Here is a 22880-nt window from a genome sequence, read left to right as displayed (position 1 = left end):
TTTTTTACCAACATATTTGGTAATAAAAAGCTGACAAATCAAAAATAGTTGGTACTAAGCATATTACCAATCTTGTCAGAATATTTACCAATATTATTGGTAAATGAGCAAATTATAACTTACGTATAAATCTTTGTATTTTATATTACTGAGGCTTTATTTATTACTAGTGTAATTATTAAGGAAAATAATTACATGAAATGACTATAGACTGCACCAAAAGTATGATCGGGATGGATTTCAATCACTAAATCAACTGTCTCAGCAGATTGAACCAATGGCTTGATGAATAATTCCGGGTGAAGCGATCGCCAAAAGTAATTGACAAATTCCTTAATCTGTTGTTCAGTCATCCCTGATTTACCAGCAGCAATCATCTGTTGTTCTGCTTGTTTGCGCCATTCCAAAGAACAACGGTAATCAGTAGGATATAGCACCATTAAGCTGTCTAATCGTTCCCACAGCGGCAAATAATCGTGTAGCTGACGATTCATATCACGGGCAAATGCTTTATCTCCATCTGTGAGAATTGGTGGCGGTGGACTATTAAATGCATCTGAATCAATTGGTCGCACGCCCACAAACCAACCTTCAAACAGTACAATATCCACATTTGCCACAATTTCTGGGGTGGTGCGATCGCCATCCCCGCTGTATGCAGATTTATCAAACCGAGGAACTATAACAGGACTCTTGCATTGACGAATCTGATCCAGTAAATTTAAACCTAAGTCTATATCGTGGGTTCCTGGTGGCCCGCGCCAAATTAAGCGCGGATCTCGTTGTTTTAAAGCCAGGCGATCGCTATAAGTTTTATACAAGTCATCTAAAGATAAGCTTAAGGTGCGGTATCCCAACTGTTGAAGTATCAAGCTGAGAACTTGGCACATTGTAGTTTTACCTGTTCCTTGCCCTCCCAAAATACCTTGAATCAGGGGACGCCCTAATTTTTGGCGCTGCGATGCTAGTCTCATAGCTAGAGGTAGCCACAAATCCCACAACACCTCTAGCCTTTCTTCGGGTGGCACATGCAGACTAGTTTGGCAGAATTGGCTAAAAGCTGGCATCACAGATTTGAGTAAATGCGATCGCATCTGTATGACTTCATCTACGTTTGTGGGTGTTATGCCGAAAGCTTTCGCCCTGAAAGTATCTGCTAGCATTGCTATTCGTGCTTGCTGTTGCCAAGTTGCTTGTGCAGTATTTGCGCTCAAAATTTCAGCTAGCCACGAATTCATTTTTTACCTCTGGGGCAGAAATCACGAACCTAGTTTAAAGGCTTCCACAAACATGCTGTAGGTTAAACCTACTTTCAGAATATTTAGTGATTGTAAAATGAGCGATCGCTTAGTAACGAAGCTCCGACTATAAAATATCCTACTAGTAACCTCCGTAAACAGCACTAAAATTGCAGCTGCCCAAAGGTCTAATTCCGCCCTTTGTCCTGCTGAAGTCGAAATAGCTGATCCCAGAAAAAAGCCGAACAAAAAACTAATTATTAGTAGCGATAGCCGTCGCCAAGGATTTAAAAACCATTGCCCTAAGCTTCTAGCAATGGCATCGAACAAGTTATTAAGACGAGTGTTTTGCATCAATAGAAGGATGAAGGATCAAGGTTGTAGGCACTAAGCTGTTTGCTGTTTGCCATCAGGCGTTTCCGTACCTCTACGGGGTAGCAAGCTGGCAAGAGTGTCTCATTCAGGAGAAAGGTAGGCTTTCTTAGGTATCAAATTAATCAAAATGTAAAAATTTTAAGTATTAGTATTTAGAATTTGCTTTTTCACCCCACTTGCTCTTGAGGCATGTATCGATAAGTTCTTGCTTTATTCCTTATACTTTAGACTTTTTAGTCAAGATTTCATAAAATATTTTTATATTAAAATATGGCACTTTGAAAGAAAATTGTGAAGAAATATGAACAATACTCAGCAGAGAGATCTGGAACTTTGGTAAAAGATACCTTGTTGTTCATAATACTTTGCTCACAACAGTTTCTTTTTGTATTTCCACGAATCAATTTGCTATTTTTGTATCAGATTTTTCTGGTTTTTTCATCAAAAACAGCAAAATGCAACGAAGAATCAGCAATTTACACCACTTTTTAGTCAATAAGCAAAGTAACTATTCGTGCTACTGGTTTATGCTAAAAATGATATTTATGATACATTGCTTTCCATAATTCCACGAGATTCTGGAGTAGGCGAGTAAGTAACTTTGATGATTGCCACTTCTGAAGAATAGGCTACTATTTGGTCAAGCCTAGACAAATACTTATTTCTTATAACTATCAATATGAAATCTTCAGTGTATCGCAATGCTGCTATTACAGCTTGTTCGCTAGGGCTGCTTGGGTTACTAGCTGGATGCTTAGGGCTGAGTGTGTCTTTTGATCCCACAGATTCAGCTACAGATTCCTCAGTATCTAATGGCACACCTCAGTTGTTGAGTAATCCGGTAGCATCCATTTCAGATAAAACAGGCAATTCAACTAATATCTCTAATTCAGCAACTACTCTTACCAACAAAGTAGAACCTAGCAATAGCAAGACTACGCCCATTTTGGCATATCGTCAAGGATCAGCAGGCAATGGTAAGGAGCTAGGGACTTTACGAATGAGCAATCAAACAAATCAACCTGTACGGTTGGCTTTACTGGCACGGCAATCAACGGCCAAAGGCTCTGGTGCTGGAAAAACTAACTATGATGTACCAGCTCATTGGGATTTTGATCCCCAAGAAGGTAGTGACAAGGGATTGATTCTGTCTTTACCAAATGGAAACCTAAAGCTCGAAAAGGGAGACATTTTAGTTGCATTCGCCCAAGACGGCAGTCGTCGCTATTGGGGGCCATATGTTGTCGGGGAAACTCCCTTACCTAGTTGGAACTCTCAAAAGCGAGAATGGTTATTGGTACTTCGTCAATAGTTAATGGTCATTTGTCATTAGTCATTTGTCAGATGGGTATTGGAGAAAAATTTTTCCCAGTACCCAATCCCCAGTACCCAATCCCCAATACTCAGCAATGACAAAGAACAAAACATAGTTAGTCAACGACTATTGACTAGTGACGTTTAACTGTTGACTATTGACTATTGACTGATAACAATGAGAACGAAATTGAGTGTTCCTCGCACTGTTGGCCAGTGGTTCAACAATATAATTAGGCGTCCGGCCCTCGCTGTGACTGCATCAATTCTGTGGTTAATTTTGATTGGTTGGCTAGCTTTTGGGTGGAATTTGGGTAACATTGGCTTGATTGATGAAACTGAGCCACTGTTTGCCGAAGCTTCCCGTCAAATGTTGGTGACAGGTGACTGGATCACTCCTTTTTTCAATGGCGAAACTCGTTTTGATAAACCTGTTTTAATTTATTGGTGTCAAGCGATCGCCTATGCAATTATTGGGGTGAATGAGTGGGCCGTACGTCTGCCAAGTGCGATCGCTGCGATCGGAGTCATTGGTTTAGTCTTTTACACTTTACACTGGCATCTGGCAAAGTCAGACGAATTAGAGCGAGTTTCACGCCCTAAACGCCGTTATTTAACTCCTGCTCTAGCAGCCGCTTTGATAGCATTTAATCCTGAAGTGATTGTTTGGGGAAGAACCGGTGTTTCAGACATGCTGCTAACTGGGTGCATGGCATCAGCCTTGTTATGCTTTTTTTTGGGATACGCAGGGAAAGGAGAGCAGGGGAAGCAGGGGGAGAGGGAAATAACCAATTCCCAATTCCCAATTCCCAATTCCCAATTCCCTAATAAATGGTATTTAGCTTTTTATGTACTGATTGCTGGGGCGATTTTAACTAAAGGGCCTGTAGGAATTGTTTTGCCTGGGCTAATTGTTCTTGCCTTTGTGCTGTATGTAGGGAAGTTGCGCGAAGTATTGCAAGAAATGCGCTTTCTGTTGGGGCTAGTGATTATTTTGGGTTTATCAGTCCCCTGGTATTTCCTTGTAATTTGGCGCAATGGTTGGAATTATATTAACTCCTTTTTTGGTTATCACAACCTAGAACGCTTTACAGAGGTAGTTAATGGTCACTCTGCTCCCTGGTATTTTTACTTTATTGTAGTGCTACTGGGTTTTGCACCGTACTCAGTATATTTACCTGCGGCATTGGTGAGGCTGAAGTTATGGCAGCGATTGCAATGGCGCAATCAAGAACGCTCTCAGCAATTGGGCTTATTTGCCAGTATTTGGTTTTTAGGAGTCTTTAGCTTTTTTACTGTGGCTGTTACCAAACTCCCCAGCTATGTTCTACCTTTAATGCCAGCAGCAGCTATCTTGGTAGCGTTGCTGTGGAGTGACTTCTTCCAAGACACAAATGAAGTAACAAAAATAACAAAAGAAAAACTAATCACCTCATCCCCCTCATCCCCCTCATCCCCCTCATCTTCCTCACTCCTCTGGAGTGGTTGGCTAAATGTCGTGTTTTTAACAGCACTGGCAGTAGGAATGTTCCACCTATCCCAGTTATTAGGTAGCGATCAAGCCGCACCCGACTTCCGCTTACTCATTCAAAAATCGGGTTTACCAACACTAGGAGGTTGGATTTTGCTCACTAGTGCTGTGGGCATCGCATTTTTAATCATTATTCGCCGATGGTCTTTGATTATTGGCGTGAACTTGTTGGTGTTCGTGGCATTTTTAAGCTTTATCTTGATGCCCACTGCATTTTTGATGGATCACGAACGTCAGCTACCTTTGAGAGAATTGTCTGTGGTTGCAGGGCAAGTACAACAGCCAAAAGAAGAATTTATCATGGTTGGCTTCAAAAAACCAAGTGTAGTTTTTTACTCCCACAAACATGTAAATTTTATCAAATTTACCAGAGACGCTGTAGCTCTAATTGATCAACAGGCTGCTCAACCAGTCCAACCTACCTCATTACTGATTTTGGCTGAGCAGAAAAACATTGTCAAAATGGATTTGCAGCCAGATTACTACGAGAATTTAGCGGCTAAAGGTGCTTATCAATTGATTAGAGTTTCTTTTAAGAAAATGAAAAGTCAAAAATTAAACATATCATAAATTGGGAATTGGGAATTGGGAATTGGGAATTGGGAATTGGATTCTACTATTAGTCATCACATTTCACCCACTACCCATCAGCCATTAGCCATCAGCCATTACCTATTACCTATTACCCATTACCCATTACCCATTACCCATTATGATTTTTCAGATCTACATTTGACAGCTAAAGCTTGATTGATATGACTTAATAAGTCTTCCATTGATATTGAACGAGGCAATATTTGGGTGGCGATCGCGCTTAAAACATTTTCTATTGACTCTAATCCAGTTTTTTTCTTTTCTGGCTGTAAAGTACCACAGGGGGAATTTATTTGTATAGAATTTAATCTTTGGTCTAACACCACAATTGGTGGCAAATTAAAAGGTAAATCTTCTAATGCCTTTAGTGCTTTGATCACTTCTTTATGAATGGATGATTCTCCTAAGCAAATCAGCAGTAAGTCTACGCTTTGGTGGCGAATTTGTTGTAGCACTTCTGCCCAAACATTTCCCATAGCTGCTTTTAAGCCAGCTGTTTGTAGATACTGAATTAAAGCTTGGAACCACTCAGAACCGCGTTCGGCAGTCTCACTACTGAGTGAAGGGTTTTTTGCTGTGCGATAACCCTTGGCTTGTTTATGCTTGGTCTGTGGTAAATCGTGCAGCATTGTCAAATCCACTACTAAAATACTAGGTGGATAGCAGATTCCTGATGCAATTTGCAGTACAGACAATAGAGGATCTGGTTTACCAGGCTGAATGCTGTGATCTGTAGCCAAAGGTGTTAAACAAGGAAATACAGACAAACCAGGGATTTGGGAAGCTGTCAGGGTAGTTGCCACATCACAAGTTACCAGCGGTAAAGCGGCTAATCGAGGATGCTGAGTAAACTGTTGCAGGTAAGTTTGTGCTAGAGAATTTTCTACATCCAGCAAAATTACATCAAACTGCCAAACACGAGCCAATAGTTCTGCCTGATCTAGGTCATCGACTTCTATGACCCGATGTTCCCGCAATGAAGGATGGGGATTGATTGACTCCAATACCGGATTGACTAATCTCAGAATTCGCAATGGATTTTTAGTGGAGATGATGTCACTGCTGTCTACCCCTGGTTGCGGAATTGCTGGTGTAGCACATAACTTTTCTAGTAGTGGTGCTAAAGACTGAAGCTCCACTGGTAAGCTCAGAAAACCATCGGCTTGCTTAGCAAATGTCTGCTCTTTTTCAGCTGCGGTTGCTGTCACAATCACGGAAATATGTCGAGTTGCAGCATCCGATTTTAGCAGGGTTAACACGTCCCAACCAGACAACAGAGGTAACAAGGGATTCAAGAATATAGCTTTTGGTTGTAAGCGACGAGCTTTTTCTACTGCTTCTGTTCCAGAACGAGCAATTACTACCCGATAACCTAAACCTTTGAGTTGGTCAGTCAAATCTTCTATATATCTAGCTACAGCTTCGACCACCAGTACTAAGCGTTGGGAACAAGTGGGGTGGTGCTGGGTATTAGCATTTACACGTTGGTGTGCTGAAGTTGTAACTCTTTGGATGTTAACATTTTGCGAATCTCCCTCTGTTCTACTTGCCATTTCTGACTCAGTGAATCCTGTTGTTGGGGGACTAGGCGGTAAAAGCAGTGTAAACTGGCTACCTTTACCTTCACGAGACAGAAAGCTGACATCACCTCCGTGCAGGCGGGCTAAGGCCCTGGTTAAAACTAGTCCCAGACCGGTGCCTTCAAATTGACGGGTGAGGGGATTTTCCAACTGCTGGAATTTTTGGAAGATTAAGTGTTGCTGGTGTTCAGGAATACCAATACCTGTGTCCCAAACTGTAAAGGCAACCCACCCTTCCCAACGACTTACCCGCAAACCAATTTCGCCAGATGTTTCGGTGAATTTAAAGGCGTTGGAAAGCAGATGTATAAGCATTTGCCGCAAGCGTAACTCGTCTGCGACAATTTGGTCTAAACCTGGTTCTATGGAAAGAGTGAATTCGGGAGATGATGAACGTCCTGCTTCAGCTTCGTTGGTGGATGTAGTTTTACTAGATTGAGTGTGGACAGTTTTTGCTTCCAAGAGGGCGCGATCGCACACTGCACGAATTTTCACTGGTACTAGGGTCAGTTCCATCTGTCCTGTTTCCATGCGGGTCAAATCCAAAATGTCATTGACCACACTCATGAGATGGCGTCCGCTTTGGTGAATCAGTCCGGCATAACGAGCTTGACGTTCGTTGAGTTTTCCTAGCTGCTGATCCACAAGTAAGCGCGATAATCCCAAAACTGCTGTCAGGGGAGTTTTGAGTTCATGACTGATACAAGCTAAAAATTCATCTTTTAAGCGATTGAGTTGAATCAGATCAGCATTCTTGGCTGCTAATTCTTTACAAAGCTGTTGTTGCTCGGTAACATCAGTGGCTAACACTAACCATAGGTCATCACTGCCCAGTGATAAGTGCCCAGGATTCAGGCGTGTAGGGGGGTCTGGTGATTTTACTTTTAATTCAGGACTATCTAAAGGAATTTTGACAAATTGCCAGACTCGCTCCTGACCGTTTTGGACTTCAACTATGCAGGTACAAGTACCCATTTGGCTATCTAAAAAGCAACGACTGGATGTAGTTTCCGCAGTTGCTGGCTGTTCTGGTAGGGAAGCTTCATTTTTGGGAAAGAAGTGATATTCATCAGGATGAAGTTTCATTGGCATGGATTGTGCTTCTTTGCCATGCTCATATTCCCTATGACATACAGTAGTATGATTGTATTGAACTACTTTTTGACTGGCGTATTCTGGTTGTTTGGCACGCACTGGAGCTAGAATCGCTTCTACCTGTCGCCGGACTCCTTCTGGATCTTTTAATGCGCCCAATTGCTGCCACCAAGCTGGGTTTTGCGTCACTACTTCACCAGTACCCGTTTGTAACATTAAAGGCCAAGGCAAGCGTTCTAACAGTTGTACCAGTGGTTTGTGTGGTGATGGCTCTTGGATCTTTCCTTTGTGCGATCGCCAGTGAGTTTTCACACCAGCATGACCTTTGTTGCCAGTGTCTACAGATTCTGGGCTAAAATTATGAGATGTTTTCTGAGCTGATGAATATAAGCTTTCTACTGCTTCAATTGCTGCTTTTTCCTTAACCAACAATCCTAACAGCCGTTGACTATCTACTAGCCCCAAAAATTTACCATCTATATCAATCAGCGCCCAATCTAAGTTTTTGTTCGTATGGCTTTGTTGGTGACGTAAGAACAGGCTAAATTGCTCTACACGATCAGCTGCGAATAATGTTTGTATTGGATCAATCAGGTTTTGCCCCCAACTTGACAGTGGCTGTTGTAAGGTTAAAGACTCACTGCTGGCGGCTGTCAATAATTTTTGGGTTAACCGAGCAGAATACAGCAAACCCACAGGGCATTGTTGCTGGTTTACTACTACTAAGCGATCGCACTGCTCTTTTTCAAAAATCTCCAACACCACTGTCAGAGTACTTGTTTCTACGCAGCTTGGTACGGTTGCCAGAAAGTCATAAAGCGGGTACTGTAGCATTGACATAAGGCTTTGGGGGTCATTCTTCCTTTGGAAGCCTCCGGCTTCACCATCAGTATTTAGCTAGATAGTTTTTACACCTGAAGCAATATCTTTTCAGAAGACTCATATCAGCAATTCAAGTTATAGCTTCAACACCATCGAAACAATTGACTTGGTTTTCAAAGGACACTGCTTGTTGAATCCACTATTTGTCAAAGATGCGGCTGTGACTTCTGCCACTTTGACTTTGGGGAAACATCGTTTCAAGTGTCCTACTGGTGTTGAAACTCTGAGATCGATAGTCACGGCTAAAACAATTATGGCTCCAAAAATCCGCTTTAGAACCTTGAGGAATTATAATGATTTAGAATGCGACAATACTTTAAATTCGTTTAAGTATCTTATCAAGGAGTGAAATACAAGATCTGTATTGAGATAGATATGCATATGCGAATCACAAATTCAGTAACGTATCCTCTACAAAAAACATCTCACAATGAGCTACTAAATCTTACTGCTCATTTGCTTTCCCAAGTTGTTGAGTGACCAGCCAGGTTGCCGTACTGGCACAAATCATTTTCCTGAAGGAGAGCCAAAAGTCGATTGCACACCAACTACTGCCCACAACTATAAAAAATTTATGAGTATTGGTCAGGGTGATTAACGAGATATCTAAATATATAGATGTTACTACCCGTCTTAATTTTCTTACCAGATGTTAAAAAAAATTTAGATAATCCAGATAGGCCAGCTATCAAACTAGGATTAAGGGAGCAGATGTATGGCTGTTACCAGTCTGTCATTGCCAAATTGTACCTTTCTCCTCTAGTTTCTGGCATCATTAGCAAAATTTCCTATTTACTGAGGTGTTTGAGCCTAAACTTTAGTGACAATTTCACTTTCCAATATTTTTATGTGTTTGCTTGCCAAGAGCAGATACCAGAACTTTTTTTTCAGCAGATGACTCAAGTTGATCGGCAGGTTTTATTGCAGCAACTGAAATCAGATTATCGTCAGATTCTTATAGATTACTTTACTACAGACAAAACACTGAAAGAAAAAATTGATAAATTTATAAATGCACTATTTTATGCTAATATTCCTGTGCCCCAAATCATAGAGATCCATATGGAACTAATTGAAGAATTTTCTAAACAGCTAAAATTAGAAGGAAGGAGTGATGAGGCATTACTAGATTACCGATTGACACTAATAGATATCCTAGCTCACCTGTGTGAAGTCTATAGATGTTCGATTTCTAAATAGATGGAATTTATCAAAGTTAAGATGGTCAAAAGCAATGACCCTGTATTTCTCCAACTTCACCCAATCATAATGTATTTTCACTTTTGTGCTTAAGCCTGTACCTTCTATGAATAAAGCAAGAAAGACTTATGTTCTCAAGCTTTATGTAGCGGGGAACACGCCAAACTCTGTACGGGCATTAAAAATACTTAAAAACATATTAGAACAGGAGTTGCAAGGTGTTTATGCTTTAAAAGTAATCGATGTACTGAAAAACCCACAACTAGCTGAAGAAGATAAAATATTAGCTACACCAACATTATCTAAAATTTTGCCCCCGCCCGTTCGCAAAATTATTGGTGACCTTTCAGACAGAGAAAGAGTGTTGATTGGTTTAGACTTGCTGTATGAAGAACTGAGTGAAGAAGATTGGGAAGAGTAAGACCTGACTTTTCACGAAAAGCTCTCAAACCACGAAATAGTGTGACTTTTTCCACAGATGAATTCTCAAAAACTCTGAACTAATGAAAATGCATCACAAAAATCAGAGTTTGGGAAACTTCAAAATGAGCTTTTCTACATGTGATGGAAAGTCAGGATTAAGACAAACTATAATCATCAAAACATTGATAATAAGTACCAAATTTAGTCATAGAAAACCTTGGTTGAACACCAGTTAATTATCAAGCAATGAATGACAACGATCAACAAAAGAAAAACAACACACCAAGTGAGGGTGTAGAAAAAATTCGTACTCTAATAGAGGGCTTTGACGATATTAGTCATGGTGGCTTACCTGTTAGTAGAACTACACTAGTAAGCGGCACTTCTGGTACAGGAAAAACTTTATTATCTCTTCAGTTTCTCTATAACGGTATTACCTACTTTGATGAGGCAGGAGTATTTGTTACTTTTGAAGAATCGCCCAGTGACATTATTAAAAATGCTCATATTTTTGGCTGGAATTTGCAACGTTTAATTAATGAAGGTAAATTGTTTATTCTGGATGCGTCTCCCGATCCAGAAGGTCAAGATATAGTCGGAAATTTTGACCTTTCCGCACTGATAGAACGCTTGCAATATGCCATTCGTAAATATAAAGCTAAACGAGTCTCAATAGACTCGATCACAGCAGTATTTCAACAGTATGAAGCCATCGGAGTAGTGCGGCGGGAGATTTTCCGCTTGGTTGCACGTCTCAAACAACTGAATGTCACCACTATAATTACGACTGAACGTAACGAAGAATATGGGCCTGTTGCTGCTTTCGGTGTAGAAGAATTTGTTTCCGATAATGTGGTAATTGTGCGTAACGTTTTAGAAGGAGAGCGTCGCCGCCGTACAATTGAAATTCTCAAGTTACGCGGTACAACTCATATGAAAGGAGAGTATCCTTTCACAATTACCAATGAAGGAGTCAATATTTTCCCATTGGGAGCAATGCGCTTAACTCAACGGTCTTCTAATGTACGGGTATCTTCTGGAGTCAAAACCATAGATGAAATGTGCGGTGGTGGTTTCTTTAAAGATTCTATTATTTTGGCAACAGGAGCCACAGGTACTGGTAAAACATTATTGGTGAGTAAATTTTTGCAAGATGGCTGCGTCAACGGTGAACGGGTGATGTTATTTGCTTATGAAGAATCACGCGCCCAACTGTCTCGCAATGCACATTCTTGGGGAATTGATTTTGAGGAATTAGAACGTCAAGGTTTACTCAAAATAATTTGTACCTATCCTGAGTCTACTGGTTTAGAGGATCACTTGCAAATTATTAAATCAGAAATTGCACACTTTAAGCCAGCTCGCATTGCCATTGATTCTCTCTCAGCACTGGCCAGGGGAGTAAGCAATAATGCATTCCGTCAGTTTGTTATCGGTGTTACTGGTTATGCCAAGCAAGAAGAAATAACTGGTTTTTTTACCAACACAACTGAGCAATTTATGGGGTCGCATTCTATTACAGACTCTCATATTTCCACCATTACAGACACAATTTTGATGTTACAGTACGTAGAAATTCGTGGAGAAATGTCACGAGCAATTAACGTATTTAAAATGCGGGGATCGTGGCATGACAAAGGTATCCGTGAGTACAATATTACTGCTGATGGGCCTGAAATTAAAGATTCTTTCCGGAACTACGAACGAATTGTCAGTGGTGCTCCTAACCGCGTTAGCATCGACGAAAAAGCAGAACTTTCTCGTATTGTTAAAAGGTTTGAAGGCAAACAGAGTTCTGATTCTTAAAATTTGGTATCGTGCTATATTCCCTCCTAATTTTAGGTTCGTGCTATATTCTGTGGGGAAGAAGGGTTTTCTGCCGCTAGATTGATTTCTTGTGTGAGGGGATGCGGTGAAAAGACAGCAATTATTTTATAGTTTCTTGCCTGGTGTAACAGCAGCAGTATTAACAACCCAGCCTGCTTGGGCTGGGTCAATGAAGGTAAGTGGCATACAACTGGCGTCTTCTCTTAGTGTTTTGACTTCTACTGATAGTCGAACTCTAGTTGCGGACAATATTCATACACAACAGCCTCAGACTGCAACCAAAACTTTTCCGACCACAGTACCTGTCACTGGGTTTAAAAAGCTCAATTTCAAGTCTTTAAGTAGTAAAAGTAACCCAGTTATTTCGACTGTAAATCCTGGTGTATCCATAGCACAAATACCTAATAAAGATGAAAATAGATTTGTCAGTTTGATATCTGCCTTAAAATCTTCCCAGCAGCCAAAGCAAAATAATTCTACAAGTGATAAACAACAGAGAACCTTAGCTAATTCTGGGCAGCAATCTGAGAAAAGAGTTGTTTCTCCTTCTGCTGAAAAAAACGCTTCTGTGCCAAAAGGAACTTTTTCACTGTCTTCCTTACGGCAACCTATAACGCCAGTAAAAAAGCCTGAAACACAATTACCGACTGTTTTACAAACTGCGCTTAGGGATGTAGGGTCTGCAAAGCTGTTAGAAGTAGAAAGTTGTTCCCAGGAAAAAGGGGAATTAGCTTCTTTGCTGTTGACCTCAAAAGCCTGTCAGCAGCACAATTTCGCTCAGAAATTGGTAGCTCAGAACAATAACATTACTCCTGACACGGCCTCACCCCCTGAAACTGCTGGTTCGGAAGTTAATCCGATTCAACCAGCAACAGCCACTCCTGCTGGTTCGGAAGCGAATCCGATTCAACCAGCAACAGTCACTCCTGAGACTAGTAATTCTGTACCAACTCAAACTCAGCCAGCAACACTCACTCCTGCTGGTTCGGAAGCGAATCCGATTCAACCAGCAACAGTCACTCCTGCTGGTTCGGAAACGAATCCGATTCAGCCAGCAACAGTCACTCCTGAGACTGGTAATTCTGTACCAACTCAAACTCAACCAGCAACAGTCACTCCTGAGACTGGTAATTCTGTACCAACTCAAACTCAACCAGCAACAGTCACTCCTGCACCAGGTCATGGTGTGGAAATTCCTAATAACCTCAATTCCAATCCAAATCCGTTGCAGTTTCCTACCAAACCGGAGGAAGTGACATTTCAGGGAAATCAGCCGATTACCTTGGCACAGGCTTTGGAACTGGCACGGCGCAACAATCGGGATTTACAAGTTTCATTGTTGGAGCTACAACGCGCTCAAGCGGCTTTACGCGAAGCGCAAGCTGCTTTGCTTCCTAATGTTGGTGTGACTGCTGAGCTGACTCGTAGCCAGGCAGCTTCGACTCAACTTCAGGTGGAACAAGGAGTTGCACCACCGACATCGGATGATCCCACTACCTCTTTTAATGGACAAGCACAACTGACGTATAACATTTATACCTCTGGGAATCGGCGAGCTAGCATCAGACAGGCTGAAGAACAAGTGCGTTTCAATGAATTGGCTGTAGAGAGTCAGTCTGAGCAAATCCGCTTGAATGTCACCACTGATTACTACAATTTGCAGCAAAGAGATGAAGAGGTACGTATTGCCCAGTCAGCCGTAGAGAATTCTCAAGCTAGTTTGCGTGATGCCCAAGCTTTAGAAACCGCTGGGGTTGGTACTCGGTTCGATGTACTGCGATCGCAAGTTAATTTAGCAAATGCCCAACAAGACTTGACTAATGCTTTTGCACAGCAGCAAATTGCCCGACGTCAGTTAGCAACTCGCATCAGTTTGCCCCAGTCGATAAATATCAGTGCAGCAGACCCTGTGCAATTAGCAGGTATTTGGAACCAAACCTTAGAACAAAGTATTGTTCTAGCTTTTCAAAACCGTGCGGAACTGCAACAACAATTGGCACAACGCAATATTTATGAGCAGCAACGGCGACAGGCGCTTTCATCTCTGGGGCCTCAAGTGAGCTTGGTTGCCAGCTACCAATTGTTAGATCAATTTAATGATAATACCAGTGCTACCGATGGTTACTCCCTGGGAGTTCGGGCAACCCTGAATTTGTACGATGGAGGAGCAGCAAAAGCAAGGGCCGCTCAAGCCAAAGCTAATATTGCGATTGCAGAAACTCAATTTGCTGAGCAGCGTAACCAAATCCGCTTTCAGGTAGAACAAGCTTTTTCTACCCAGCAAGCTAGATTGGAGAATGTTCAAACCGCCAATACTGCTTTAGAACAAGCTAGGGAAGCTCTACGTCTGGCGCGTTTACGATTCCAAGCTGGTGTAGGTACTCAAACTGATGTAATTAACTCTGAAAACGACCTGACAACAGCTGAAGGTAATCGTGTCAGAGCCATTTTAGATTACAACCGCGCTTTAGCTGACTTACAAAGAGCTATTTCCTCCAGGGCAACACCTTAGTTAGTCATTAGTCATTAGTCATTAGTCATTAGTCATTACAACCCAAGGCATTGCTTTGTTGACCAAATTTGTAAACACCCTTTGATAGGCTTAAGAAAGAGTAGCAAGTGGCGTTTATTAGTTCTCGTGCAAAATAAAAATGACTATAGATTAAAGACTTTTGACTATTTTCTGATCCAGAATAGCCTCCATATTCATAGCTCAAGTATTGTCTATTAAGTAATTTTCGATAGACTACGTAATAATTAATACTATCTTTGAGGGCTATTGCAAATTATGAAAGCTAGTATTTATTTGATATTCCTAGAATAATGTTGAACTAGAGACTTTTATTCCAAAATTTAAAATCAGAAATTGGTATAATTGGATATTGTAAAAATAAATGCATTAAAATCTCATTGCTCTACAAAACACTTATGCTTAATTAAAAATGACTGGGAGCAAGGTTACACTCCAAGTTGCAAAATTAACACACCAAAATAAGCAGTTACAATTGGACTAACATAGCTGAGTGGCAAATTGCTCGGCTGATAAAAATTTATGACTAAAGTTACATCAAAAGAAATTGCACTGTTTCGCTCCCAATTGGCAGATGATTTAGGAGCAATGGAAGCACTCGACTTGATTGAGGACTGTGAAGGAGATTTAGAAGATGCAGCGATGACACTAGCTATTAAGGCAGGTCAACAACCAGAAAGAGCAAATTCCGAATGGCTAGATGCTTTGGCTAGAAAATGGCGTGCAGTCATTTGTGAACAAGAATATCGAGAAGACTTACTCAATAGCTCGCTGATTGGGATGATGGAACACCTCAAAACAATGCCCACATTTCCTAAGATTTTAGCAACCCCGGTTTTGATATATGTCCTCAAGCAAGGCGTAAACAATTTTTGTGAGCCATTAGACTCACTCAAGTGATATCTTCACCTGGGGATGTGGGAGGATAGGAAAATGAGGGATCAAAATCTAAAATTTTAAATTTTAAATTGATTTACCCTTGTGTCCTGTCTGTGGCTGATAATCTGAAACTAGGCACAACATTAGATTCAATCAGCACGGATACGCTGTTAAGAAACGTGAACATGAATTACCTTGTTGCCGTATTACAAGACCGCATCCAAGCCGAAGCTGCTTACTTAGCCTTAGAAAAAGAAGGCATACAAAGTACTATCTTAGGCAAGGGGTATAAAAGTGCTGACGAGTTTGGCTTGATTGACCCCAGAGAGCAAGCCAAAAAGCAAGCGCGGCTTATGGCATTCTGGTTGATACCATTTGGCTTTTTCGCAGGTTTTACCTTCAGCGTCATCACTGGTTTAGATACCTTTGCCTGGGCTGGTGAAATTGGTAATCATATTATTGGGGGATTGCTGGGCGCTGTTAGTGGCGGGATGGGAAGTGTTTTTGTTGGTGGTGGGGTTGGTCTAGTTGTAGGCAGTGGTGATGCTTTACCCTACCGCAACCGCTTAGAAGTGGGTAAATACATAGTTGTAGTTCAGGGTTCTGAAACCCTAACTAGGCAAGCAACCAGGATTTTACGCCAGTTTGAGCCGGAGAATATTCAGGGTTATGCTGAGCAATAATTAGTACTTGATGCAGGGGTGCAGGGGTGCAGGGGTGCAGGGGAGATGGGGGGATGAGGGAGAACAATAACTCCTAACTCCTAACTCCTAACTTTTAACTTTTAGCTTCTAACTCCTAATTTTTTACGATGTTACCAAGAGAAGAACTTTTAAAGGGTGTAGAAAACCGAGAAACTGTAGCTCGTGTCATTGATCAGGCAGAGCAAGCTATCAAAACTTGGGAAGTAGTTTTGACAGATTTTCTGTCTCCTCCAGAATTGGCAGAAATACAACGGGTTTTCAATCGGTTAACAGAAGTGCAATTGGTGGCGTGGGGTGGATATCCGCAAGCAGAACGGCAAAGAATTGCGATCGCTCGTGCGGAAATGCCTCTAGATGAATCTCAAGTTTCCCTTGTGGCGCTAGAAATCGCTGGTAATTTCCTGTTTGACACCGCTACTCACCGCGACTTTTTAGGCGCAATGTTGGGAACGGGAATTGTCCGCGAAAAGACAGGAGACATTATTGTACTGGGAGAGAGAGGAGCGCAGGCAATTGTAGCACCAGAGTTGGCAGAATTTCTCGAAATGAATCTTAAACAGGTGCGATCGGTGCCAGTGAAAACTCAGCCGATTGATATCAACGAGTTAAAGGTTCGGGAACCGAAGAAAAAAGAATTAACAACTGTGGAAGCTTCTTTGCGATTAGACGCGATCGCATCTGCTGGTTTTGGCATGTCCCGTAGCAAAATGGTTGATTTAATCGATAGCGGTGATGTCCGTGTCAACTGGAAAGAAGTCACTCAAGCTAGTTCTCAAGTGAAATCAGGGGACTTAATCGCCATTCGCAGTAAAGGACGTTTAGAAGTTGGCGAAATTGCAGTTACTAAAAAAGACCGTTATCGAGTTCAATTAACAAGGTATATGTAACAAGTGAAAAATTAGGAGTTTTGAAGGCTGTAAATAATTTGAATCAAAATAACTACAAACCCTGATTATCAAAATCAGGGTCTTGAATAGCTATAGCAATCGCAATTTTTAATTTGACACTACTCCTTACTTGCCTCACTTAGACTTTAAACTTTCTCACTAACATTTCCAGTAAAATTTTTCGTGGTACTATGCGGGCTAATACAGTCCTGATTTGAGTAGTAAAATCACCAATAATGACATTTGGTTGCCAATTTTCCAAAGCTTTTAGGGATTCCCGTGCGACTTCTTCACTAGTAGACATTTGATTGGTGCTGCCTGCCAAAGCAGGAGGAAAATTGGCTTCAGCAAAAAAGTTAGTTTCTATTGGCCCAGGACAAGCAACGAGAACGCGGACACCATAGGAGCGATTTTCAGCCCACAGTGCCTGACTAAAACTGACAATAAAAGCTTTGCTGGCTGCATACACAGAAAGGTATGGCATTGGTTGAAATGCGGTAATTGAGGATAAGTTAATAATGCTGCCAGAACGGCGTTGTCGCATTAAAGGCAGAAAATGATGGGTTAAATCTACCAATGCCAAAATGTTTAATTGTATAATCTTAGTTTGCCGTTCTCTGTCGCTTTCGGCAAAATCTCCATAGTCGCCAAAACCAGCATTATTGATTAATAAATCAATTGTTAATCCCTTGACTTTAGTGGCATCAAATACAGCAGCAGGTGCATTAGGTTCTGTGAGGTCTTTAACTATAACATCTACTTGAATTTTATATTTTTCTTGTAGTTGTTTTGCTAATTGATTAAGTTTTTCTTCAGAACGAGAAACTAGAACAAGATTTGTCTGACGTGCAGCTAGTTCTTGGGCAAAGGCTTTACCGATACCACTAGAAGCACCAGTAATAAGAGCAGTTGGCATTCTATTTATATAAAGTCTTTCTTATTTCCTTATAAATAGTAACTATAATTTGCTGGGTTTTTGAACTAACCGGAGTCATATATCAACAGGGATAAAATTACTACACATAATTTTATGGTGCTGAATAGCAATGTTTATCAATGATTGGTCAGAATACAAATATTGGTGGTATATAGACGCTTCAGCGTCTACAGTATCAATGCATCTCGTAGCAAAGTTGGACAACTACAAGCTAAGGTATTTCAAGAAAAGAATGCTCAGATGTTGCTTACTGACAACACACAGGTGCTATTGAAAGCCAAACAAGAATATCAACAGGCTTCAACAATAACAGATAAACGTAGTGCGATCGCAGCCTGGCGTTCAGCACTCAATCAGTTAGAGTAGATTTCCAAAACCTTAGGAGGAAAAACCGCAGCTGATCTCAAAGCCCAAGAGCTACTGCGATCGGCAAATAATAAACTACAGCAGCTACAGGTAAAATAAACGTTCAGTTGCGTCAGTCCATGAAGTTTACCTGATTTTCGCGTTTGGTCTTGCCTTGTAAATAAATGATATGCTATTATTATAAATCGTGTAGTTAAGGACGTATAGCTCAGTTGGTTAGAGCGCTACGTTGACATCGTAGAGGTCACTGGTTCGAATCCAGTTACGTCCATTTTTGTACAGTGACTAATTATTTGTCATTGGTGACAGATTAATGTCGTCACAGACAAATTGTTGTCATCAAGCGAATTAAGTGGCTCTAAAGTACCGATGACAAATTATTGTCATTATCCTGAAAGTTCCGCAATAAACCATTAATATTTTAACTGCTTTAGTCTGATTAAACAGTTTTAACAAACGCGCAACTCAACAAAATGTCAACGTAGCGCTCTCTTTCAACCCTCCCAATTCAGAAGATACTAGTCTTTTGTGACACTCTGTACCTAAAAATGCGTAGGTGAAGCCCGTCGTAGACATCGCTCACTGATAAATAAGTTTTTCAATTTTCCTATTAAGAGGAAAGAAGTTGTAAATATGTAGCTAAAGATGCCAAATTCTTAGAGGACTTTCAACCCTTTCATTGTTAGGAAGACAGTTACAGAGCAACTATTTCAAACTCATGTATACAAACGTGATACAAATAGTCAGCAATTTTGGACTTGCTTTAGTTTAGCTAAATAAAAAATTAGGGAGGGTTCCCCCTTGGTCGGGGGTGATTCAGTAGCCACTACAGCAGTACATCTGCACCCTTATTGCTGGGAGCGCACCTAATTCCTGTCTTGCGACAGCAGCATCAGGGTGAGCAGCTACTAGGGTCAGAAAGCAAGACTGTCTTGCAACAGTCAAACTAACCCACATTTTTCACAATTCAGCGGCTCTTGAGAACATGAACTGCGGCGCTGTTAAATATGCGATTGTCAAGGTTCAGAGATTTGTCAAACTTGGGTTAGACGATCGCGGTATGTTGAAATCGCCAATACATAAGCTTTCTCCTGTGGGCTACCTCGAACTGGTTGCTGTCCTTCTTCAACAACAATTCCAGCTTTTTTAGCCTGACTTTTAATGTTCTCAATTAATCTGCCGTAACTCCAGTGATGCACGTTAATGCGGTACTGTTTGGCATATCTTTGCTGAGCTTCTAGATAACCAGGGCATTTTTGTTCGGCTCTAGCTTGAATTTCACTTTGGACAATTTCTCGCATATCTCCCAGTTTGGGCAAGACTATACTGCTGGCTTTATGGGTTTTAGCGATCGCCACGATCGCAAACGCTAACAATCGGTCTACATATTGCCCTAACTCAGATTCTCCTAATTGGCTGTTGGCTTCACGTTTCTGTGCTTTATGGCGTTGGTGAGCTAAAAATTGTTTTTGTCGGCGCTGGCGGTTCAGGAGATTGTAATTTTTACCCAGCAATTGATGGATACTTTGGTAAACCAGAACTTTGTCTGCAAGGGCATCCACTACAGCAACGGTGGCGGGTTTTTCTAATCCCAGGCTTACTCCCACCAAAATATGAGATTGACCTTGATAAATGGGTTTGCTGGGACGTTCAAAGGAATTGTCAATTCTAGCCAGTGTAGATTGTTTGCGCTTGATAAAAGCTTGTTGTGTTTCGCTGAGGTCATTCTTTTCTTTCATCCGAGTGATGACTTTACCAATCTCAGCAGCTTTTTCTTGCCTGACTTGTTCTGTTCCTTGGGAAGTCCACAAGCGAGTGTCAATAGTACAGTAGAGAATTAAGTGGTTCACATTCCAAGGTTCGCCTTTTTCTTCGCCTTGTTGCCAAGCTAGACGACCATTTCTGAGGGTGAACAAGCTACTGGAATGTTGATTTTTGCCGTTGCGTTTAGTCTGTTGGTCTTTTAAAAAGCGTTGAAACCAATGAAGTTGGCGAGTGTCGCAGTAAACCTCGAAGGTAAGATCGCTCAAGCCGTTAAATTGAACGCACAACCGTCCTTTTTGGTTCTTTGACCAAACCATGTATTCGTTGGTTTCAAAGACCAGAGGAAAGGGGAGAGAACTGGGTTGGCTTAACAGAATATTCTGCCAGTGCTTGGCTTGAGCCTCGTCTTGAGGGGCTGTGGTAGTAGCAACCAAGAGCGTCTCTAACCATTTTGCATTGAGCAAGTCTCGACCTTTAGGTATGCGGCTAGTAAGTTGTTCAGAGAGCCTTTCAATCTGAATTTCGACTTTGCGCCGACGTTGCACAAATTTCTCTAAATCTTCCTCTTTTTCACTGACTTTACAGCCATTCTTGAGCAAGTAACTAATGACGCAGCGTGTTATTATGTCGTCTGTTTCGCGGTAAGCCTGAAAAAGGGTATTTTTTAAGTTGGAGCTACTGTTTGATGAAGATAATTTTTGAGACTTTTTGCTCTTTGTCCTTTGAGGTGTACTATCAAAGCCAGATACTGTAATGCAATCAGTCAGCATTTCGGCTGCTTTAGTACGAATCACCTGTAAGGTTTGTCCACTGATTTCTACTAATTCCGCATCACTTTTGAGCATTGCTAGCCAGCGCATTTGACCCTCTAGCGATGCTCGTAAAAGTTTCTGTACGGCTAGCCAAGATTTGTAGATGTAGTCTACAACATGAATTGCTGACATATAGAAACTAGCAGGCTGACCGACAAAGCGAGGATCTGTTTTCAATGGTTGACATAATTGAAGAATAGCAGTGGCAGGAAGTTTGCCTTTTTGTCGCCACTTCTCGAAGTCGGGGTGCTGAGGAACCTGTTGCAGCAATTCGTTAATTAGGGGCGTATTTGCCTGTGCCATCAACTTCCAGAGTTGTTGGCGCACTGATTCACTGGCGGTAAGGCGACTTTGAATAGTAATCATACTCATGAAACTAGACTATCACAAAAACACATTATGTGTTTATGAAAAATTGTGTGTTTGAAGAACAGCTTATGTACGATAAATTATATGGATGAAAAGTTCTATACAAGTACAGAAGCCGCTGAAATTACCAACTGCACTCGCAGGCAGTTGCAGTATTGGCGTGAAAAGGGAGTTGTAGTGCCAACAGTTAACATTACTGGCAAAGGTCGTAATGTTTACTACTCCAAAAGCGATCTGTTGGTGTTGACAGTGATGGAATATCTGCTATCAATAGGTTTAAACTTTGAAGTTTGCCATGCAGCATTAGAAGCATTACGCGAAAGGGAAGCATGGTTATTCGATGAGTTTGTTCCTCAAGAAAAAATGAAGCAGCTAATGTTCTTACCTACTCGCTCCCAAGAGCAGCCTTTGAAATTAGCAGAGTTTGACAAGCAAGTGGCAGTGGATGCCCTTTGTCAAGGACAAACTGTGATACCTTTTTGGAGCGATCGCATTCACGAAGTCTTACAGCAAAACCTCAAACGCTTTAGCGAGTAATATCAAGATACCAAAGTCTTCAGCGTTGTTCTTCTTTAAGATCGCATCTTCCTGTTATCTAAAATTCTCACGTAGACGGAAACTGGCTTCGCTACATCCTTAATCGCCGAAATCACAAAATCAATAAATGCGTAGGCGTAGCCAGCACTTCGAGTGAGCTTCAGTGACCACCACAGCCATTGCCAAAATATCATTTGCGATCGCTTTGTTACAGTTGCGATTTTTAATTGCAATAGCTACACCTAAAATGTAATTCACTACATTAATAATGTATCGTTTTACATTCGCAATGTATCGCCGTGCATTAATGATGTATTGCCTTGCATTCACAATGTATTGTCTTACATTAATGATGTATCGTCTTACAGAAAAATTGTTTTTTAAACATCCTTTTATATTCTCTGGAAAACTTGCGATCGCGTCGCGTTGCGAAGAATAATTGCGTGAGGGGGTTTCTCTCGTTGCGGCTTCCCGCAGGGTATGGCGAACCTGTACTGAGCAGTTCGACAGGCTCACTGTAAAACCTGTCAAAGTATTGCGAATTGATTTAATTACGTGTATTTGCCCAAGCAATTTTAAGTTTAAATTGACACACTAGATATATAGTCCACTACGGATATATTAACAGCCATGCAAAACACAAACCGCCGTCTCACGCCTCCTATCATCGATCAAGATATTAATTCATTCCACGGTTTGCAAACCGTCACTAATTATCAAACCAGCCGAGATGATGCTTCCACGAGCAAATTAGAGGCATCTTATGAAGCAATGTTAAATGCTCAAAAAGCCGAAGTTGAGAAACTAACTTTATACCGTGCTGCGTCTGATGCAGCGCGATTAGCGGAGTGGGAATTTCACAATGCGGTGTTAGCGATGAAAGAAGTTGTCCGGGGACAGTATGGCTCAGATAGCGATCAGGCGCAAGCTGTAGGATTAAAGAAAAAATCAGAGCGTAAGCGCCCTAGCCGCAAAAAGTTAGTTGAGGCGATGAGTTAAGTAATCTTTTCTGGAATTGAGGGCGTTGGCGTTGAAT

General features: G+C 41.3%; 19 protein-coding genes and 1 tRNA gene. 13 read left to right on the top strand and 7 right to left on the bottom strand.

Going from position 1 to position 22880, the window contains the following annotated elements; genetic code table 11:
* Positions 1–191 precede the first annotated feature (191 nt).
* Positions 192–1238 (bottom strand): glycerate kinase, encoded by a 1047-nt coding sequence (locus I8748_RS00935; RefSeq protein WP_198122822.1) that lies wholly within the window; start codon positions 1236–1238, stop codon positions 192–194.
* Positions 1239–1259: 21 nt separating this feature from the next.
* Positions 1260–1592, bottom strand: a complete 333-nt coding sequence (locus tag I8748_RS00930; protein WP_198122821.1) for a DUF565 domain-containing protein — start codon at positions 1590–1592, stop codon at positions 1260–1262.
* A 700-nt stretch (positions 1593–2292) separates the two neighbouring features.
* On the opposite strand from I8748_RS00930, the gene I8748_RS00925 reads away from it, so the two are divergent.
* Together I8748_RS00925 and I8748_RS00920 are read left to right on the top strand one after the other, a co-directional pair.
* Complete coding sequence (locus tag I8748_RS00925) at positions 2293–2925, top strand: hypothetical protein (RefSeq protein WP_198122820.1); 633 nt, start codon at positions 2293–2295, stop codon at positions 2923–2925.
* A gap of 180 nt (positions 2926–3105) precedes the next feature.
* On the top strand, positions 3106–5028 hold the full coding sequence (locus I8748_RS00920) for an ArnT family glycosyltransferase (RefSeq protein WP_198122819.1): 1923 nt from the start codon (positions 3106–3108) through the stop codon (positions 5026–5028).
* Between the two features lie 140 nt (positions 5029–5168).
* Here I8748_RS00920 and I8748_RS00915 read toward each other — a convergent pair whose 3' ends face one another.
* Positions 5169–8567: an ATP-binding protein gene (locus I8748_RS00915; protein WP_198122818.1), complete on the bottom strand. Its 3399-nt coding sequence runs from the start codon at positions 8565–8567 to the stop codon at positions 5169–5171.
* A 117-nt stretch (positions 8568–8684) separates the two neighbouring features.
* Positions 8685–8849, bottom strand: a complete 165-nt coding sequence (locus I8748_RS34445; RefSeq protein ID WP_214662361.1) for a hypothetical protein — start codon at positions 8847–8849, stop codon at positions 8685–8687.
* A 378-nt stretch (positions 8850–9227) separates the two neighbouring features.
* On the opposite strand from I8748_RS34445, the gene I8748_RS00910 reads away from it, so the two are divergent.
* The 7 genes from I8748_RS00910 to I8748_RS00880 all read left to right on the top strand — a co-directional run bounded on the left by I8748_RS00910 (position 9228) and on the right by I8748_RS00880 (position 17059).
* Positions 9228–9809: a KaiA family protein gene (locus I8748_RS00910; RefSeq protein WP_198122817.1), complete on the top strand. Its 582-nt coding sequence runs from the start codon at positions 9228–9230 to the stop codon at positions 9807–9809.
* Positions 9810–9915: 106 nt separating this feature from the next.
* Positions 9916–10230 carry a circadian clock protein KaiB gene (gene kaiB, locus I8748_RS00905; protein WP_096558641.1) on the top strand — a complete coding sequence of 105 codons (315 nt, stop codon included), beginning with the start codon at positions 9916–9918 and terminating at the stop codon, positions 10228–10230.
* A 248-nt stretch (positions 10231–10478) separates the two neighbouring features.
* Entirely contained in the window at positions 10479–12038 is a 1560-nt protein-coding gene (gene kaiC, locus I8748_RS00900; protein ID WP_198122816.1) for a circadian clock protein KaiC, read from the top strand.
* A gap of 106 nt (positions 12039–12144) precedes the next feature.
* Positions 12145–14571, top strand: a complete 2427-nt coding sequence (locus I8748_RS00895; protein WP_318781173.1) for a TolC family protein — start codon at positions 12145–12147, stop codon at positions 14569–14571.
* A gap of 540 nt (positions 14572–15111) precedes the next feature.
* Entirely contained in the window at positions 15112–15489 is a 378-nt protein-coding gene (locus I8748_RS00890; protein ID WP_096558638.1) for a hypothetical protein, read from the top strand.
* Between the two features lie 164 nt (positions 15490–15653).
* Complete coding sequence (locus tag I8748_RS00885) at positions 15654–16151, top strand: hypothetical protein (RefSeq protein ID WP_198122815.1); 498 nt, start codon at positions 15654–15656, stop codon at positions 16149–16151.
* Positions 16152–16279: 128 nt separating this feature from the next.
* Entirely contained in the window at positions 16280–17059 is a 780-nt protein-coding gene (locus I8748_RS00880; protein WP_198122814.1) for a photosystem II S4 domain protein, read from the top strand.
* Positions 17060–17198: 139 nt separating this feature from the next.
* Here the strand turns inward: I8748_RS00880 and I8748_RS00875 are convergent, their stop codons facing one another.
* A complete protein-coding gene (locus I8748_RS00875) occupies positions 17199–17975 on the bottom strand; it encodes an SDR family NAD(P)-dependent oxidoreductase (protein ID WP_198122813.1) in 777 nt (258 codons plus the stop codon).
* A 165-nt stretch (positions 17976–18140) separates the two neighbouring features.
* Between I8748_RS00875 and I8748_RS00870 the strand changes: the two genes are divergently transcribed.
* Entirely contained in the window at positions 18141–18362 is a 222-nt protein-coding gene (locus I8748_RS00870) for a hypothetical protein (protein ID WP_225896271.1), read from the top strand.
* A gap of 197 nt (positions 18363–18559) precedes the next feature.
* Positions 18560–18633: transfer RNA gene (locus tag I8748_RS00865), tRNA-Val, on the top strand.
* 763 nt (positions 18634–19396) lie between these two features.
* On the opposite strand, the gene cas12k is transcribed toward I8748_RS00865, so the two are convergent.
* Positions 19397–21310 (bottom strand): type V CRISPR-associated protein Cas12k, encoded by a 1914-nt coding sequence (gene cas12k, locus I8748_RS00860; RefSeq protein WP_198122812.1) that lies wholly within the window; start codon positions 21308–21310, stop codon positions 19397–19399.
* An 81-nt stretch (positions 21311–21391) separates the two neighbouring features.
* On the opposite strand from cas12k, the gene I8748_RS00855 reads away from it, so the two are divergent.
* Complete coding sequence (locus tag I8748_RS00855; RefSeq protein ID WP_198122811.1) at positions 21392–21844, top strand: MerR family transcriptional regulator; 453 nt, start codon at positions 21392–21394, stop codon at positions 21842–21844.
* A 120-nt stretch (positions 21845–21964) separates the two neighbouring features.
* Here the strand turns inward: I8748_RS00855 and I8748_RS00850 are convergent, their stop codons facing one another.
* Complete coding sequence (locus I8748_RS00850; RefSeq protein ID WP_198122810.1) at positions 21965–22360, bottom strand: hypothetical protein; 396 nt, start codon at positions 22358–22360, stop codon at positions 21965–21967.
* Between the two features lie 114 nt (positions 22361–22474).
* On the opposite strand from I8748_RS00850, the gene I8748_RS00845 reads away from it, so the two are divergent.
* Positions 22475–22843, top strand: a complete 369-nt coding sequence (locus I8748_RS00845) for a hypothetical protein (RefSeq protein WP_198122809.1) — start codon at positions 22475–22477, stop codon at positions 22841–22843.
* Positions 22844–22880 lie beyond the last annotated feature (37 nt).

It is taken from the genome of Amazonocrinis nigriterrae CENA67 (genome assembly GCF_016056305.1).
GTDB lineage: Bacteria > Cyanobacteriota > Cyanobacteriia > Cyanobacteriales > Nostocaceae > Amazonocrinis > Amazonocrinis nigriterrae.
Note: the sequence above shows the minus strand (reverse complement) of the source record. Positions and strands in the feature narration are given on the sequence as shown.